Here is a 12,919-nt window from a genome sequence, read left to right as displayed (position 1 = left end):
GATGCAGATATTCATGGTATGCGGCTGCGGCGACGCAGAGATTAGCTGGCTTCAAGCGACCCTGGTCGAGCAGACCCGGCTGGTCCCGGTAACCCCTCAGCTGGAGGCGATTATCGGCCTGGCCGATCAGATGGGCAGTGGTCTCCTCTTTTTCTATATCGACCCAAGTAACAGCGACATGGCGCTTTTGGTGATCGAGGGCGTGGTCGAGTCGCGCCCGGATCTTGCCGTCGTCGCCGTCGGGGAGAGCGCCGAGAACGCGTTGGTGCTGGGTGCGATGCGCGCCGGCGCGCGGGACTACCTGACCGTGGGTCAGCGCCGCAGTGAGGTGCAAAGCCTCATGCGTCGGTTGCTTCGAAAACAGCCGTCGATCATCGGTGGAAGCTCCGGCCCCCGCGCCAACGTGGTGGTGCTTGAGGGCACGGACGCCACGGCGGATACGACTTGGGTGGCCGCCCATCTGGCGCTATCGGTGGCCGAACAGCATTCGCCGGTTTTGTTGATCGATGCAGCCCCCGGGCTTGGCGAGCTGGAGGCGCTTTTGAACCTGAAATGCAGCTTTGGCGTCGAGGATGCCATGAGCTCTGCCCAGCGTATCGACAGCGCGGTCATCGCCAACGTGTTTACCCAGCACGAAAGCGGGCTTTTCGTACTGCCGCTGCTCCAGGACGAGCGCTATCCCGAGCACTACAGCTACGCGGAAGCGATCCTTTTGTTGGGGGTTTTGCGCCAGCACTTCGCCTTTATCGTGATCAACGCGTGCGGCCAGGCGGACAGCGGTTTTTTGCGCGCCCTGGCAAGCGCGGCGGACCAGGTGCTTTGGTACGTCCAGCAGAGCGTGCCCTGCAGCCGTCGTAATCTAGAGCGGCTACAGCGCTACAAGACGGAAGGCATTTCTCTGAACCGCCTGGGCTTGCTGGTGGACCGCCATTTATCCAGCGTCTCGCCAACGCCAGAGGTGCTGGCGGACACCTTCGCCACGCCACTTGCCGCGGTGCTGCCGGCACTAGCGGAACAGCGGCTCAATAGTCTCAACCAGGGCGTGCCGCTATTTGAATTGGCGCCCCACAGCGAACTCTCCAGAGCGTTGCGGCGGTTGGCCAAAACGTTATTGCCCGAGCCGGTAGAAGAGTGTCGAGGGCGTTGGCGATGGCCCCGGCTACGGCGCTAACCCCCGGCCAGGTATCGGGTTGGGAAAGATCATGAGGGTTTTGTATTGCACACCAAAGAGGACGTCTTATGGAGCGAGTGGGCCGCCAGCAGCTTTTTCAGCTTAAAGAGCGTTTGCACCGCTACCTGATCGATCAGCTAGGGGATGAAGGTTCTAACCTGGTCGAAGGCAGCCGGCATGAGCTCAGGCGGTTTCTGGCCGTGCATATTCAGTCCTTTACCCGGCTTCATCAGCTGGCGGTGTCGGGCTATGAGATCGACCGGCTCACCGAGGAGATGATCGACGAGCTCACCGGCTTCGGCCCGCTGGAAATGCTGCTCAGTGATCCCAGCGTGACGGAGATCCTGGTCAACGGCTGTGAGCGTATTTTCGTCGAGCGCCGTGGGGTGTTGTCGCAAAGCGATTTGCAGTTCGTCGATGATCATCACCTTCAGCGCGTCATTCAGCGCATTCTTGCCCCGCTTGGGCGGCGGCTGGACGAATCCTCGCCCATGGTCGACGCCCGCCTGCCGGATGGCAGCCGGGTCAATGCGGTGATTCCTCCCATCGCTCTGGACGGCGCCTGTCTTTCGGTGCGTAAGTTTCGTAAGGACATGTTGCAAAGCAAGGAGCTGGTCGGCGCCGGCTCGCTCAACGAGGACATGTTGGCGTTTCTCGAGTGCGCGGTGAAAAGGCGCTGCAATATCGTCATCAGCGGGGGGACCGGGACGGGTAAAACCACCATGCTGAACCTGTTGAGCAGCCTGATCGATCAGCGCGAGCGCCTGGTGACCATCGAGGACACCGCGGAGCTTCAGCTCAAGCACGGTCACGTCGTGCGTTTGGAGACGCGCCCACCCAACGCGGATGGCCACGGCGAGGTGACCGCTCGAAACCTGGTTCGCAACGCGCTGCGCATGCGCCCCGATCGGATCATTCTGGGCGAAACCCGCGGGGTCGAGGTGCTCGATGTGCTCTCGGCGATGAACACCGGCCACGAAGGGTCGATGACCTCGATACACGCCAACAGCGCCGGCGATTCATTACTACGTATCGAAACCCTGGTGGGGCTTTCCGGCGTTCAGGTGCCCGAGAGTACCGTGCGCCGCTCGATCGCCTCGGCGATCGAGGTGATCATTCAACTGTCCCGTTTGCCCAACGGCCAGCGCTGTATCAGTGAGATCATCGAGCTTGGCGGGCTGGAGCAGGGCAATTACGTCACCAACCTGCTGTTTCGCTACGACCGGCACCAGCAGAGCTTTGTGCAAAACAGCACCCAGGTGGTCAACGAAAAACTCCAGGGCGCGTTACCGGGGGCGAGCGGTGGGTAGCGTATCGCTTTTGTTGATGGTGGGCAGCCTCTTGCTGCTAGGGGCCGGGCTTTTGTTGGTGAGCTTAAGCCGCCGCCAGGCGGTGGGCGAGCGCGTGGGCCAGCGACTCCAAAGCGAGCGCACACCCATGACCCGCCGCGAGCGCCGACCCAGAGGCGTGGCGCGCTGGCTAAGCCAGGCCGGGCTCGAACTGCCCCCCTGGGTGGTGGCGGTGGCAACGTCCCTGGTGCTTCTGCTGGCGCTGATGCTGACCCAAATTAGCTGGGTGCTGCCGCCGATTGCGCTCGTCTTGATAGCGCTAGTGGTCTATCTCGTTGGACAGTGGCGGGCGCAAAGACGTCTGGAGCGTATGATCGCTCAACTGCCGACGCTTTTGGATCATATGATACGCAGTATCAAATCCGGTAGAACCTTGAATGATGCCATGCTGCTTGCCATGAAGCGCTGCCCCTACCCGCTCAACCAGGCGATACAAACCGTTCGCCGGGATATTGAGCTTGGCATGCCGATGGCCGAAGCGGTCAACGAGTTTGCCGAGGATTACCCCCGCGAGGAGTTTTACATGCTGGCGTTGGGGGTTCAGGTCAATCAGCGCTATGGCGGCAACTCCACCGATATGCTCAATAACCTGATCATGATCATCCGCGACCGGGAGCAGGCCAGCCGGCAGTTGAGTGCCATGACCGGCGAGACGCGTATCAGCGCAGTGGTATTGGCCGGCTTACCCCTCGCCATAGGGAGCTATATTTTGATGACGAACCCGACGTTCATACTCGACATGTGGGCAACGACGGCCGGTAAGGCCATGCTGCTGCTTTCTTTAACGCTACAAGTGACCGGCTGCACGCTCTTGTGGCGTATGTTGAAGAGTATGTAACCATGACGCTTTTGACCCTCAGTGCGTTACTTTTTTTTGTTGCGGCGGGCCTGGTGGGCTATGTGCTGCTCACCCGGCGCTGGAAAGCGGCCATGATTGCCCAGCGCATCGCGGTGGCCGATACCCCTGGCCGCGTATCGCGGCGTACGCTGCTGGGGGAGCTTGCCTACCTGGATGGCAAGCTGGACGCGGAAGTTCCGAAGTTGATGGAACAGTTGAGCTGGCGCGGCGCCGACCAGCGGGCCACCTATTACGCGTTTCAGCTGGGCGTGCCGATCGCGGCCGGCGTACTGGCCACTCTCGTCACCGCGCTTTGGGGCGATGGCCCATCGCTGTTGGCGGTGTTCATCGCCGCGGCGCTCGGTTTTTTTCTGCCCAAGCGCTGGCTCAAAAAGCAGGTCGCAAAGCGCCACGCCGCGATTAGCGAAGAGGTGTCGGCGATGCTGCCGCTTTTGCGAATGCTCTTCGAGGTGGGCATGACCGTGGATCAGTCGCTGCGGGTACTCTCCCGGGAGGGAGAGCACATTCTGCCCGAGCTTTCCCGGGAACTCCGGCGCGTGCTCAGCCGCGTCGACGCTGGCCTCGACCTGGCCACTGAGCTCAGCGTCATGGCCGAAAGGCTGGATGTGGATCCGCTCAACGACTGCGTGGTGATTCTCGAGCAGTTGATACGCCAGGGCGGTGGGGCGGTTGCCTCGCTCATTTCGCTCAAGGAGCTTTTCCACGACCGGCGAATCACCGACCAGCAGGAGAAGGTCTCCAAGCTTTCGGCCAAGATGTCCGGGGCGATGGTCTTGTTTCTCTTTCCAGCGCTGCTGATTATTCTGGCAGGCCCTGGCTTTATGGCCATTTTTGCCGCGATATCGGGGATGAATTGATGAACCATGTTTTAGCGAGCGTCACGGTGCTTCTCGCGCTGGCGCTTTCCGGCTGTGCCGGGGTGCCCTCGACGTCGGGCGCGCCGGTCGATGCGTGCCGCCAACTGGCGCCGGAACAGCAGCTCGCCGTCGAGCTTGCAAGCGACATGGCCGAGCAGGGGAGGCCCCATGCGGCGCTGGCCCACCTCGAGCAGTTGCCCGAGTCGATTGCCGAGGTGCGCCTGCGCAAGGCGCAAATTTTGCGTCAGTTGAAGGACCCCGAAGCGCAAGCGCTCTACCGCTCGCTGCTCGACAGCTGCGTGGCCGCCGAGGCGCACCAGGGCCTTGGCCAGGTAGCCGTCGTTGCCGCCGACTTCGATCAGGCGCTCACCCATATGCGCGAAGCGGCCAGGCTCTACCCCGCCAGTTTCAAAATCCGTAACGACCTGGGCTTCGTTCATCTACAGCGTCGCGAGCTCGAAAAAGCGCGGTTCGAGTTCATGACCGCGCTGGAGCTAAGCCAGGACGACGCGCTGCCGCTGGAGAACTTGATGACGCTGTTGATCTATCAGCAGCGACCCCAGGCCGCGAGCGCGCTGCTGGGCAACGGGCGGGGGACGCCCCTACAGTACCAGCGCGCCGAAACCCGCGCCCGCCAGATGCAGCTGGAAGATCAGCAGCGCCGTTAAGTCCATGCGCCGCTACAAGGGAGATAAAGAAATGGCATATTGCAAGGTAGGTAGCCTGCGGGGCGCCCAAGCCAAGGGCGTTGGTCGGGGGTTGGTCGTGCTGGTGGCCGCGCCTTTGATGGTCGCCCTGTTAAGCGGCTGCGCGGGCCCGGGCAAGCATTCGATGACCGCGGCGGATAACTGGCTACAGGTTCAGCGCCAGGGCCATCAGGCATCGCTTACGCCCCAGTCCCTTTCACCCCGGGAGCAGGAGCTTGCTCATCAGCGCTGGCTCGATAGCTTCAACCACCCCATTCCCGAACGCTACGCAAGCGATACCGCCGGCGGTTTTAGCGGCAACTAGCCGGTGAAGCTGATGGCCCCTAGCACCAATAGCACGAGCGCCAGCGCAATGAAGGGGGCGTAGGCATAGTAGCCCGGTTCATCTGGGCCCTGAACGAGGGGATCCTGGGTGTGATCGCGCGGCGGCGGGCAAATCCCCGGTGCGTAGTGCGCAAGGGCCGCCCGGGTTTTTGCCGGCAAGCGCCGCGCGAGGGTGTGCCACACGACGAGCAGCGCCGCCGTCAGCGCCACTACCGCCAGCAGCCCCGTCGTGCCCAAACACAGGCCAAGGGCGGCCAGCAGTTTGACGTCGCCTCCGCCCAGTACCCCCTTTACGTGGCCGGGAATGGCGAGCAGCAGCGCGCTCCCCAACCCGAACAGCGCCTGGGGCCAGGCCACCCCGATCAGGCTTTCGCCGGTCACGGCCAGCCACCCCGCGGCCAGCAGCAAAAACGGATACACGAGGTGGTTGGCGATCTGGCGTTTCCGAAGATCCATGTAGGCCACGGCCAGCACCCATACGAATAGAAGCGCTATACCCGGCGCCACCGGTGCTCCTTGCTCACACGCCCAGCTCCTCGATCAAACGCTCGCGCAGGCGCTGCTGGCGCGCCGGGTCGGTCAGCGCTTCGCCCGCTTTGGTGGTGATGAAGAACACGTCCTCGACCCGCTCGCCAAGGGTTGCGATCTTGGCCGTAGAAAGCGCGATGTCCTGTTCCATGAAGATGCGCCCCACCCGGGCGAGAAGGCCCGGGCGGTCCGGGGCGGTCAGCTCCAACAGGGTGCGCTCGTTGGCCGGGTCCTGCTCGATGATCACCTCTGTGGGCACCTTGAAGTGCTTGAGCTGGCGCGGCGTATGTCGGGTGACGATCTGCGGGTAGTCGTCCGGGTCGTCGAGTTCCTCGACCAGGTGGCTGCGCATCTCTTCGATGCGATCAAAATCGCGAATTGGCTGGCCCTGGCTGTCCAACACGATGAAGGTGTTGAGCGTCCAGTCGTTGTGCGAAGTCGCGATACGCGCGTCGTGAATCGAAAGCCCCAACTGCTCCATGGCCGCGGCGGTGGCGGCGAACAGATCGTCCACCGAGCGGGTGTGGATAAACACCTTGGTGCCGCCTTCGGCCATGTCCTCGGTGGGCGCACTGATCAACACCAGCGGAAGCAGGGAGGGCTGGTGGGCGAGAATGCCCTGGGCCTGCCAGACGATCTCGCTGGGCGCGTACTGCAGAAAGTAGTCCTCACCCAGCGACTCCCAAAGGGTGTCGATCTGCTCGCTGGCCACCCCCAGGTTCTGCAAAAGCGACCGCGCTTCACAGCGGGTTTCGCGGATCCAGTCGTCCCGGTCCGGTGGGTTTTTGAGCCCGCGGCGCAGCGCGCGCTTGGTTTCCGCGTAGAGCTGGCGCAAAAGCGACGCCCGCCAGCCGTTCCAGAGCGTGGGGTTGGTGGCGTTGATATCCGCCACGGTAAGCACGTAAAGATAGTCCAGACGGGTTTCGTTACGCACCACCAGGGCGAAGTCGCGAATCACGTCTGGGTCGCTGATGTCCCGCTTTTGCGCGGTCATCGACATCAAAAGGTGATGCTCGACCAGCCACTTCACCAGGTTGGTGTCGTGCAGCGAGACGTGGTGGCGGCGGCAGAACTGCTCGACATCGAGGGCGCCGATGATCGAGTGGTCGCCGCCGCGGCCCTTGCCAATATCGTGATAAAGCCCGGCGATCCACAATAGCTCGAGTTTGGGCAACTGGTGGATCAGCGGGGCGGCGACCGGAAAGTCCGCCTTGGCTTCGGGTTTTCTAAAACCGTTCAAAAACTTGAGCAGGCGCAGGGTGTGCGCGTCGACGGTATAGATATGGAAAAGATCGTGCTGCATCAGACCGACCGCGCGGCCGAACTCCGGCAGGTATTTGCCCAGAATGCCGTAGCGGTTCATGCGCCGGAGCTGGCGCGGTACGTTACCCGGCGAGCGGATGATCGCCATGAACAGGCGCTGATGGTGCGGGTCGTCGCGGTAGTGGTCGTCGATCTGGTGGCGGTGGTCGCGAATCAGCCGGATGGTGTCGGCGCGCACCCCTTCGATCTCCGGGTGCTCGGCCATCAGCAGGAAAAGCTCGAGCATCGCCTCGGGGTGGTCGCGAAACAGGCTGCGCGAGCGCGCCTGAATGTAGCCGCCCTTGGTCTCGAAGCGCTCGTTGAGCGTGACCGTTTCGAGTTCTTCCTTGCCGCGCAGAATGACCTCGTCGAAGTGCTGCAGCAGCATGTCGTTGAGCCCGGCAAGGGCCGTGACGTGACGATAATAACGCTTCATGAACTGTTCGACGGCCAGGCGCTCCGGCGTATCGCGAAAGCCGAACATCACGGCAATGGTGCGCTGATGATCGAACAGCAAGCGGTCCTCGGCGCGGCCGGTGAGCATGTGCAGGGCATAGCGCACCTGCCATAAAAAGGCCTGGCCCTGGCTTAGAATGCGAAGCTCCGCGTCGTTCATGAAGCCGTTGGCGACGATATCGGCGTACTGTTCGGCATCGAAGTGACGCTTGGCGACCCAGCCGATCATTTGAATGTCGCGAAGCCCGCCCGGGGAGCTTTTAAGGTTCGGCTCCAAGTGGTACTCGGAGTTGTTGTAGCGGTAGTGGCGGGTGATCTGCTCTTGCCACTTGGCCTCGAAAAAACGATCCGCCGGCCACAGATTCGCCGGGCTCAGGCGGCTTCGCATCGCCTCGCGCAGCCGCTTTGGGCCGGCGACCAGGCGCGATTCGAGCAGGTTGGTGATCACCGTGACGTCGTCTCGCGCCTCGCGCTCGCAGTCATTGAGCGAGCGCACGCTGTGGCCGATCTCCAGGCCAATGTCCCATAAAAAGGTGATAAAGGCGGTGAGCGGCTCGCGGTAAGCGCTGTCGTCGTCTCGCTCCAAGAGCAGCAGCAGATCGATATCGGAGTGGGGGTGAAGCTCGCCGCGCCCATAGCCGCCTACAGCGACCAGGGCGATGGCGTCATCCGGCCAGGCGTGGCGCTCCCAGGCGATGGCCAGCAGTTGGTCCAGGTACCAGGCGCGGCCGCGCACCAAATCGCGGATGTCACCGCCGGCCCGAAACTGCTCGTCCAGGCGCGCTTGCAGTTGCTTGAGCGCCGCCTTGAACGGGGCCACCGGCGAGCGCGTGCCAGCGAGTTCCGCGCGAAATGCCTTAAGATCGAACAGGGTAGCGTCCGGCTCGAACCGGTGGTGGTGTAAGAGCATCAGTTCAAGAAGCTGAAATCTTCGTCGCTGCGCGCGGTCAGCACGTCAACGCCGCTTTCGGTGACCAGCAGCGTGTGCTCCCACTGGGCGGACAGGCTCTTGTCCTTGGTGACCGCGGTCCAGCCGTCGCGCAGCACCTTGGTCTTGTAGCCGCCGACGTTGATCATCGGCTCGATGGTGAAGCACATGCCGGGTTCCAGCGCGATATCGGCACTCGGCGCGTAGCCGTCGTAGTGAAGAAACTGCGGGTCTTCGTGAAAGCCGGCACCGATACCGTGGCCGCAGAAGTCGCGTACCACCGAGTAGCCGTTGCCTTCGGCGTGCTTTTGAATGGTGCGCGCAAGCTCGGAAAGATGCACGCCGGGTTTGACCTGGGCGATGCTCTTGTAAAGGCACTCCTGGGTCACGCGACACAGGCGCTCGCCCTGGATGGTCTCGCCGATGATGAACATCATGCTGGAATCACCGTGGTAGCCGTCGGCGGTTTTGACGGTGATGTCCAGGTTCATGATGTCGCCGTTTTTCAGCTTCTTGCTGAAGTCCGGGAAGCCGTGACACACCACGTGGTTCAGCGAAATGCAGGTGGCGTGGGTATAGCCGTGGTAGTTCAGCGGTGCAGGTTGTGAGCCCAGCTCATCGACGATGTACTCGTGACAGCGCTTGTCGATCTCACCGGTGGTGACGCCTGCGGCTATAAAGGGCGTGATCATTTCAAAAACGCTGGCCGCCTGACGGCCGGCTTCGCGCATTTTTTCGATTTCTTCCGCTGTCTTGATTGGAACGTTCATGACTTCTCGATATGGCGTGTGGGGTCGGGAGTAGGCGCAAACCCATGGGTGCGACTTCATCTTGACAATGATATATGGTATAAAGCCGCGCGCTTTCCTGCAATCGCCATCCCGTAATCGCCCCGCGATCGAGTCGGCGGCGGGCAAGCGTACAAGAGGAAGCCCTGCGGATATCCCGTGAGGCTAAACAGCAAGCCTTGAAAACACACATGCACCGGCACATGGTCCCGGGTGCCTTTAGCCTCGCTAGACGCCGATTCAGCGTCGAGACTATCGGTCGGATCCATGGGGTGCGTGGAGGCCTAACCCGAGTTTCAGGAGTTTTACCATGGCACACGTTAACATGCGTGACCTGCTCAAAGCAGGCGCTCACTTCGGTCACCAGACCAAATACTGGAACCCGAAGATGAGCAAGTTCATCTTTGGCGCGCGCAACAAGATTCACATCATCAACCTCGAGCACACCCTGCCGGCGCTGAACGAAGCGATCGACGTGGTCGAGAAGATGGCGGCGTCCAACAACAAGATTTTGTTCGTTGGTACCAAGCGCAGCGCCAGCAAGGTCATCAAGGAAGAAGCCAACCGCGTTAGCCAGCCGTTCGTCAACCATCGCTGGTTGGGCGGCATGTTGACCAACTTCAAAACGATCCGTCAGTCCATCAAGCGTCTACGCGAGCTTGAGACCATGCACGAAGACGGCACGTTCGCGAAGCTGACCAAGAAAGAAGTTCTGATGGCGACCCGCGAGCAAGAAAAGCTCGAGCGTTCCATCGGCGGTATCAAGGAAATGGGCGGCCTGCCGGACGCGCTGTTCGTAATCGACGTCGATCATGAGCGTATCGCGATCAACGAAGCCAACAAGCTGGGTATCCCGGTCATTGGCGTGGTCGATACCAACTCCAACCCCGATGGCGTGGATTACGTCATTCCGGGTAACGACGACTCCATCCGCGCGATCCAGATCTACGTGAAGGCGATTGCCGACGCGTGTGGCCGCGCTAAAGAAGGTCGTCCGGACGAGTTCGTTGAAGTAACCGACGAGCAGGCGTCCGCCGAAACCGACGCCGCGGCCGAGTAATACGGTCACGGTGGATGCGGCGGGCCGTCTAGCCGCATCGCGTGAAGGGGGCTTTGGCCCCCTTTTGCCCGCTTGGCGGGCCGATTACGCCAGGTTTGACGCCGGCATACGCACTACAAACGATGATCTGCGCTGAACGGGCAGTGATACAAAGCGGTCATACGCCTTGTCTATACTTTGTAGCGCGTCTAACTCTCAAGAATCCTTTCAGAGGTGAATTTCTCATGGCAGCTATCAGCGCCTCTCAGGTTAAAGAACTGCGCGAACGTACCGGTCTTGGCATGATGGAGTGCAAAAAAGCACTCACCGAAACCGGTGGCGATATCGAAGTGGCAATCGAGAACCTGCGCAAGAACTCGGGTCTCAAAGCCGCTAAGAAAGCCGACCGTGTCGCCGCCGAAGGCGCCGTGGTGACCCGCGTTGCCGACGACGGCAGCTACGGTGTAATGGTCGAGATCAACTCCGAGACCGACTTCGTTTCGCGCGATGAAAACTTCATCAATTTCGCTAAAAAGGTCGCCGACGCCTTCTTCGCCGCTAAAAGCGAAGACGTGGCCGCGGTCACCGAAGGCGAAATCGAAACCGAACGTGAGCAGCTCGTTCAGAAAATCGGCGAGAACATCGGCGTGCGTCGTGCCGTCGTTGTCGATGCCGTCGAAGGCGGCCTGGTGGGCGAATACGTCCATGGCGGTCGTATCGGCGTGTTGACCGTACTGACCGGCGGCGACAGCGAAACCGCTAAAGGCGTTGCGATGCACGTGGCGGCGATCAACCCGAGTGTTTCTCACCCGGAAGATATGCCCCAGGCCGAGCTCGACGAAGAGAAAGCGATCATCCTGGCCCAGCCCGACATGGCCGGCAAGCCCGAGCAGATCGCCGAGAAGATGGTTCAAGGCCGTTTGAAGAAGTACCTGGCCGAGAACAGCCTGACCCAGCAGGCCTTCGTCAAAGACCCTAACCAGACCGTTGCCGAGTTCGTAAAGGCCGCCGGTGGTGAAGTGGTCCGCTTTACGCGCTTCGAAGTGGGCGAGGGTATCGAGAAAGAAGAAGTCGACTTCGCTAAAGAGGTAATGGAACAGGCTGGCCGCCGCTAAGGTCGCAGGTTCCCGTTCGATAATGGCGTGCGCGTAAGCGCACGCCATTGTGTATCCGGCCTTTGCGTTCGGCCCTTAAAAGGACCTGCTACCCCCCTTTGTTCTTTATCCTGGAGAGATGCCATGTCACGTGATGTTCAAGAAGCCAACCCCATCGCCGGTAAAATGGATAAATCGAAATCCAAGTACAAGCGTATCTTGCTCAAGCTTTCGGGCGAGGCGCTGATGGGCGAGCACGATTTTGGTATCGACCCGGCGGTGCTGGATCGCATGGCGCTGGAGATCGGACAGCTCGTGGGCATCGGTGTCCAGGTGGGGATCGTGATCGGAGGCGGTAATCTGTTTCGCGGAGCGGCGCTCAACGAAGCAGGTATGGACCGTGTAACCGGCGATCACATGGGAATGCTGGCAACGGTGATGAATGCACTGGCGATGCGTGACGCCCTCGAGCGTTCCAACATCCGCTCGCGGGTGATGTCAGCGATTCCCATGAGTGGCGTGGTGGAGCATTACGACCGCCGCACGGCGATTCGCTATTTGACCTCCGGCGACGTCGTGCTGTTTTCCGCCGGCACCGGCAACCCGTTCTTTACGACCGACTCGGCCGCGTGCCTGCGCGGTATCGAAGTCGATGTCGATGTGGTCATTAAAGCCACCAAGGTAGACGGTGTGTACAATAAGGATCCGGTCAAGCACGCCGATGCCGTCAAGTACGAGCAGTTGACCTACGACGACGCCCTCGAGCAAAAGCTTGGCGTAATGGATTTGACCGCTATCTGCCTGGTACGTGACCATGACATGCCGGTACGTGTATTCAACATGAACAAGCCTGGCGCCTTGCTCAACCTCGTCGTAGGGGGCAAGGAAGGCACGCTGATAGACAGAGGATGAAAACGTGATTAACGACATCAAGAAAGATGCCGACGCGCGCATGCAAAAAAGTGTCGATGCGCTGCATACCAACTTCAAAAAGATCCGTACCGGCCGCGCCCACCCCAGTATTCTGGACGCCGTCACCGTGGATTATTACGGTGGCCAGGTGCCCCTCAATCAGGTGGCCTCGGTCAACGTCGAAGACGCGCGCACCCTGACCGTCTCGCCCTGGGAGCAGCCCATGGTGCCCAAGATCGAAAAAGCGATCATGACCGCCGATTTGGGCCTCAATCCGTCGAGTGCCGGTAACGTGATTCGCGTGCCGATGCCGATGCTGACCGAAGAGACGCGCAAAAGCTATATCAAGCAGGCGCGTTCCGAGGCCGAACACACCCGGGTGGCGATTCGTAACGTACGCCGCGACGCCAACGGTGATTTCAAAAATCTGCTCAAGGATAAAGAGATCACCGAAGACGATCAGCGCCAGGGGGAAGACGAGATCCAGAAGCTGACCGATAAGTACATTGCCGACATCGAAAAGGCCCTGGCCGCCAAAGAGCAGGATTTGATGCAGGTGTAGTCGTGTCTTTTATTACGCCCGGCGCGGTTGGCCGCCCCGGGCG

13 protein-coding genes are annotated in these 12,919 nt (G+C 61.0%); 10 read left to right on the top strand and 3 right to left on the bottom strand.

What is annotated here, in order from left to right; translation table 11 throughout:
• Position 1 precedes the first annotated feature (1 nt).
• The 6 genes from ACWFVE_RS14500 (at position 2) to ACWFVE_RS14475 (ending at position 5,247) form a co-directional block, all read left to right on the top strand.
• Positions 2-1,171: an AAA family ATPase gene (locus tag ACWFVE_RS14500; RefSeq protein ID WP_447529973.1), complete on the top strand. Its 1,170-nt coding sequence runs from the start codon at positions 2-4 to the stop codon at positions 1,169-1,171.
• A 68-nt stretch (positions 1,172-1,239) separates the two neighbouring features.
• On the top strand, positions 1,240-2,481 hold the full coding sequence (locus ACWFVE_RS14495; RefSeq protein WP_447529972.1) for a CpaF family protein: 1,242 nt from the start codon (positions 1,240-1,242) through the stop codon (positions 2,479-2,481).
• Positions 2,474-3,358, top strand: a complete 885-nt coding sequence (locus ACWFVE_RS14490; protein WP_447529971.1) for a type II secretion system F family protein — start codon at positions 2,474-2,476, stop codon at positions 3,356-3,358. The genes ACWFVE_RS14495 and ACWFVE_RS14490 overlap by 8 nt, the downstream gene beginning before the upstream one ends.
• Positions 3,359-3,360: 2 nt before the next feature.
• Entirely contained in the window at positions 3,361-4,236 is an 876-nt protein-coding gene (locus tag ACWFVE_RS14485) for a type II secretion system F family protein (protein ID WP_447529970.1), read from the top strand.
• Positions 4,236-4,904: a hypothetical protein gene (locus tag ACWFVE_RS14480; protein ID WP_447529969.1), complete on the top strand. Its 669-nt coding sequence runs from the start codon at positions 4,236-4,238 to the stop codon at positions 4,902-4,904. Before ACWFVE_RS14485 ends, ACWFVE_RS14480 begins: the two co-directional genes overlap by 1 nt.
• 31 nt (positions 4,905-4,935) lie before the next feature.
• Positions 4,936-5,247, top strand: coding sequence for a DUF3613 domain-containing protein (locus tag ACWFVE_RS14475; RefSeq protein WP_447529968.1), 312 nt, complete (start codon positions 4,936-4,938; stop codon positions 5,245-5,247).
• Here the strand turns inward: ACWFVE_RS14475 and ACWFVE_RS14470 are convergent.
• From ACWFVE_RS14470 to map, 3 genes are read right to left on the bottom strand one after another with little or no spacing between them, the layout of a single operon-like run.
• Entirely contained in the window at positions 5,244-5,774 is a 531-nt protein-coding gene (locus tag ACWFVE_RS14470; RefSeq protein ID WP_447529967.1) for a prepilin peptidase, read from the bottom strand. The genes ACWFVE_RS14475 and ACWFVE_RS14470 overlap by 4 nt on opposite strands.
• Positions 5,775-5,787: 13 nt before the next feature.
• Positions 5,788-8,463, bottom strand: coding sequence for a [protein-PII] uridylyltransferase (locus tag ACWFVE_RS14465; protein WP_447529966.1), 2,676 nt, complete (start codon positions 8,461-8,463; stop codon positions 5,788-5,790).
• A complete protein-coding gene (map, locus tag ACWFVE_RS14460) occupies positions 8,463-9,251 on the bottom strand; it encodes a type I methionyl aminopeptidase (RefSeq protein ID WP_447529965.1) in 789 nt (262 codons plus the stop codon). Before map ends, ACWFVE_RS14465 begins: the two co-directional genes overlap by 1 nt.
• A 328-nt stretch (positions 9,252-9,579) precedes the next feature.
• Between map and rpsB the strand changes: the two genes are divergently transcribed.
• The 4 genes from rpsB to frr all read left to right on the top strand — a co-directional run bounded on the left by rpsB (position 9,580) and on the right by frr (position 12,876).
• Positions 9,580-10,329 (top strand): 30S ribosomal protein S2, encoded by a 750-nt coding sequence (gene rpsB / locus ACWFVE_RS14455; RefSeq protein ID WP_447529964.1) that lies wholly within the window; start codon positions 9,580-9,582, stop codon positions 10,327-10,329.
• A 224-nt stretch (positions 10,330-10,553) separates the two neighbouring features.
• Positions 10,554-11,423, top strand: a complete 870-nt coding sequence (gene tsf, locus ACWFVE_RS14450; protein WP_447529963.1) for a translation elongation factor Ts — start codon at positions 10,554-10,556, stop codon at positions 11,421-11,423.
• A 123-nt stretch (positions 11,424-11,546) separates the two neighbouring features.
• Entirely contained in the window at positions 11,547-12,314 is a 768-nt protein-coding gene (gene pyrH, locus ACWFVE_RS14445; RefSeq protein WP_447529962.1) for a UMP kinase, read from the top strand.
• A 4-nt stretch (positions 12,315-12,318) separates the two neighbouring features.
• A complete protein-coding gene (gene frr / locus ACWFVE_RS14440) occupies positions 12,319-12,876 on the top strand; it encodes a ribosome recycling factor (RefSeq protein WP_447529961.1) in 558 nt (185 codons plus the stop codon).
• The last annotated feature ends 43 nt before the right edge of the window (positions 12,877-12,919 follow it).

Source organism: Vreelandella mediterranea, from assembly GCF_970647075.1.
The sequence above is the reverse complement of the archived record's forward strand: the minus strand, read 5'-3'. Positions and strand labels throughout refer to the sequence as shown.

Bases quoted from the DNA above. Each gene is read 5' to 3' on its own strand.
- ACWFVE_RS14485 (WP_447529970.1), top strand. From the start codon at position 3,361: ATGACGCTTTTGACCCTCAGTGCGTTACTTTTTTTTGTTGCGGCGGGC.
- tsf (WP_447529963.1), top strand. From the start codon at position 10,554: ATGGCAGCTATCAGCGCCTCTCAGGTTAAAGAACTGCGCGAACGTACC.
- ACWFVE_RS14480 (WP_447529969.1), top strand. From the start codon at position 4,236: ATGAACCATGTTTTAGCGAGCGTCACGGTGCTTCTCGCGCTGGCGCTT.
- map (WP_447529965.1), bottom strand. From the start codon at position 9,251: ATGAACGTTCCAATCAAGACAGCGGAAGAAATCGAAAAAATGCGCGAA.
- rpsB (WP_447529964.1), top strand. From the start codon at position 9,580: ATGGCACACGTTAACATGCGTGACCTGCTCAAAGCAGGCGCTCACTTC.
- pyrH (WP_447529962.1), top strand. From the start codon at position 11,547: ATGTCACGTGATGTTCAAGAAGCCAACCCCATCGCCGGTAAAATGGAT.
- ACWFVE_RS14500 (WP_447529973.1), top strand. From the start codon at position 2: ATGCAGATATTCATGGTATGCGGCTGCGGCGACGCAGAGATTAGCTGG.
- ACWFVE_RS14495 (WP_447529972.1), top strand. From the start codon at position 1,240: ATGGAGCGAGTGGGCCGCCAGCAGCTTTTTCAGCTTAAAGAGCGTTTG.
- ACWFVE_RS14465 (WP_447529966.1), bottom strand. From the start codon at position 8,463: ATGCTCTTACACCACCACCGGTTCGAGCCGGACGCTACCCTGTTCGAT.
- ACWFVE_RS14475 (WP_447529968.1), top strand. From the start codon at position 4,936: ATGGCATATTGCAAGGTAGGTAGCCTGCGGGGCGCCCAAGCCAAGGGC.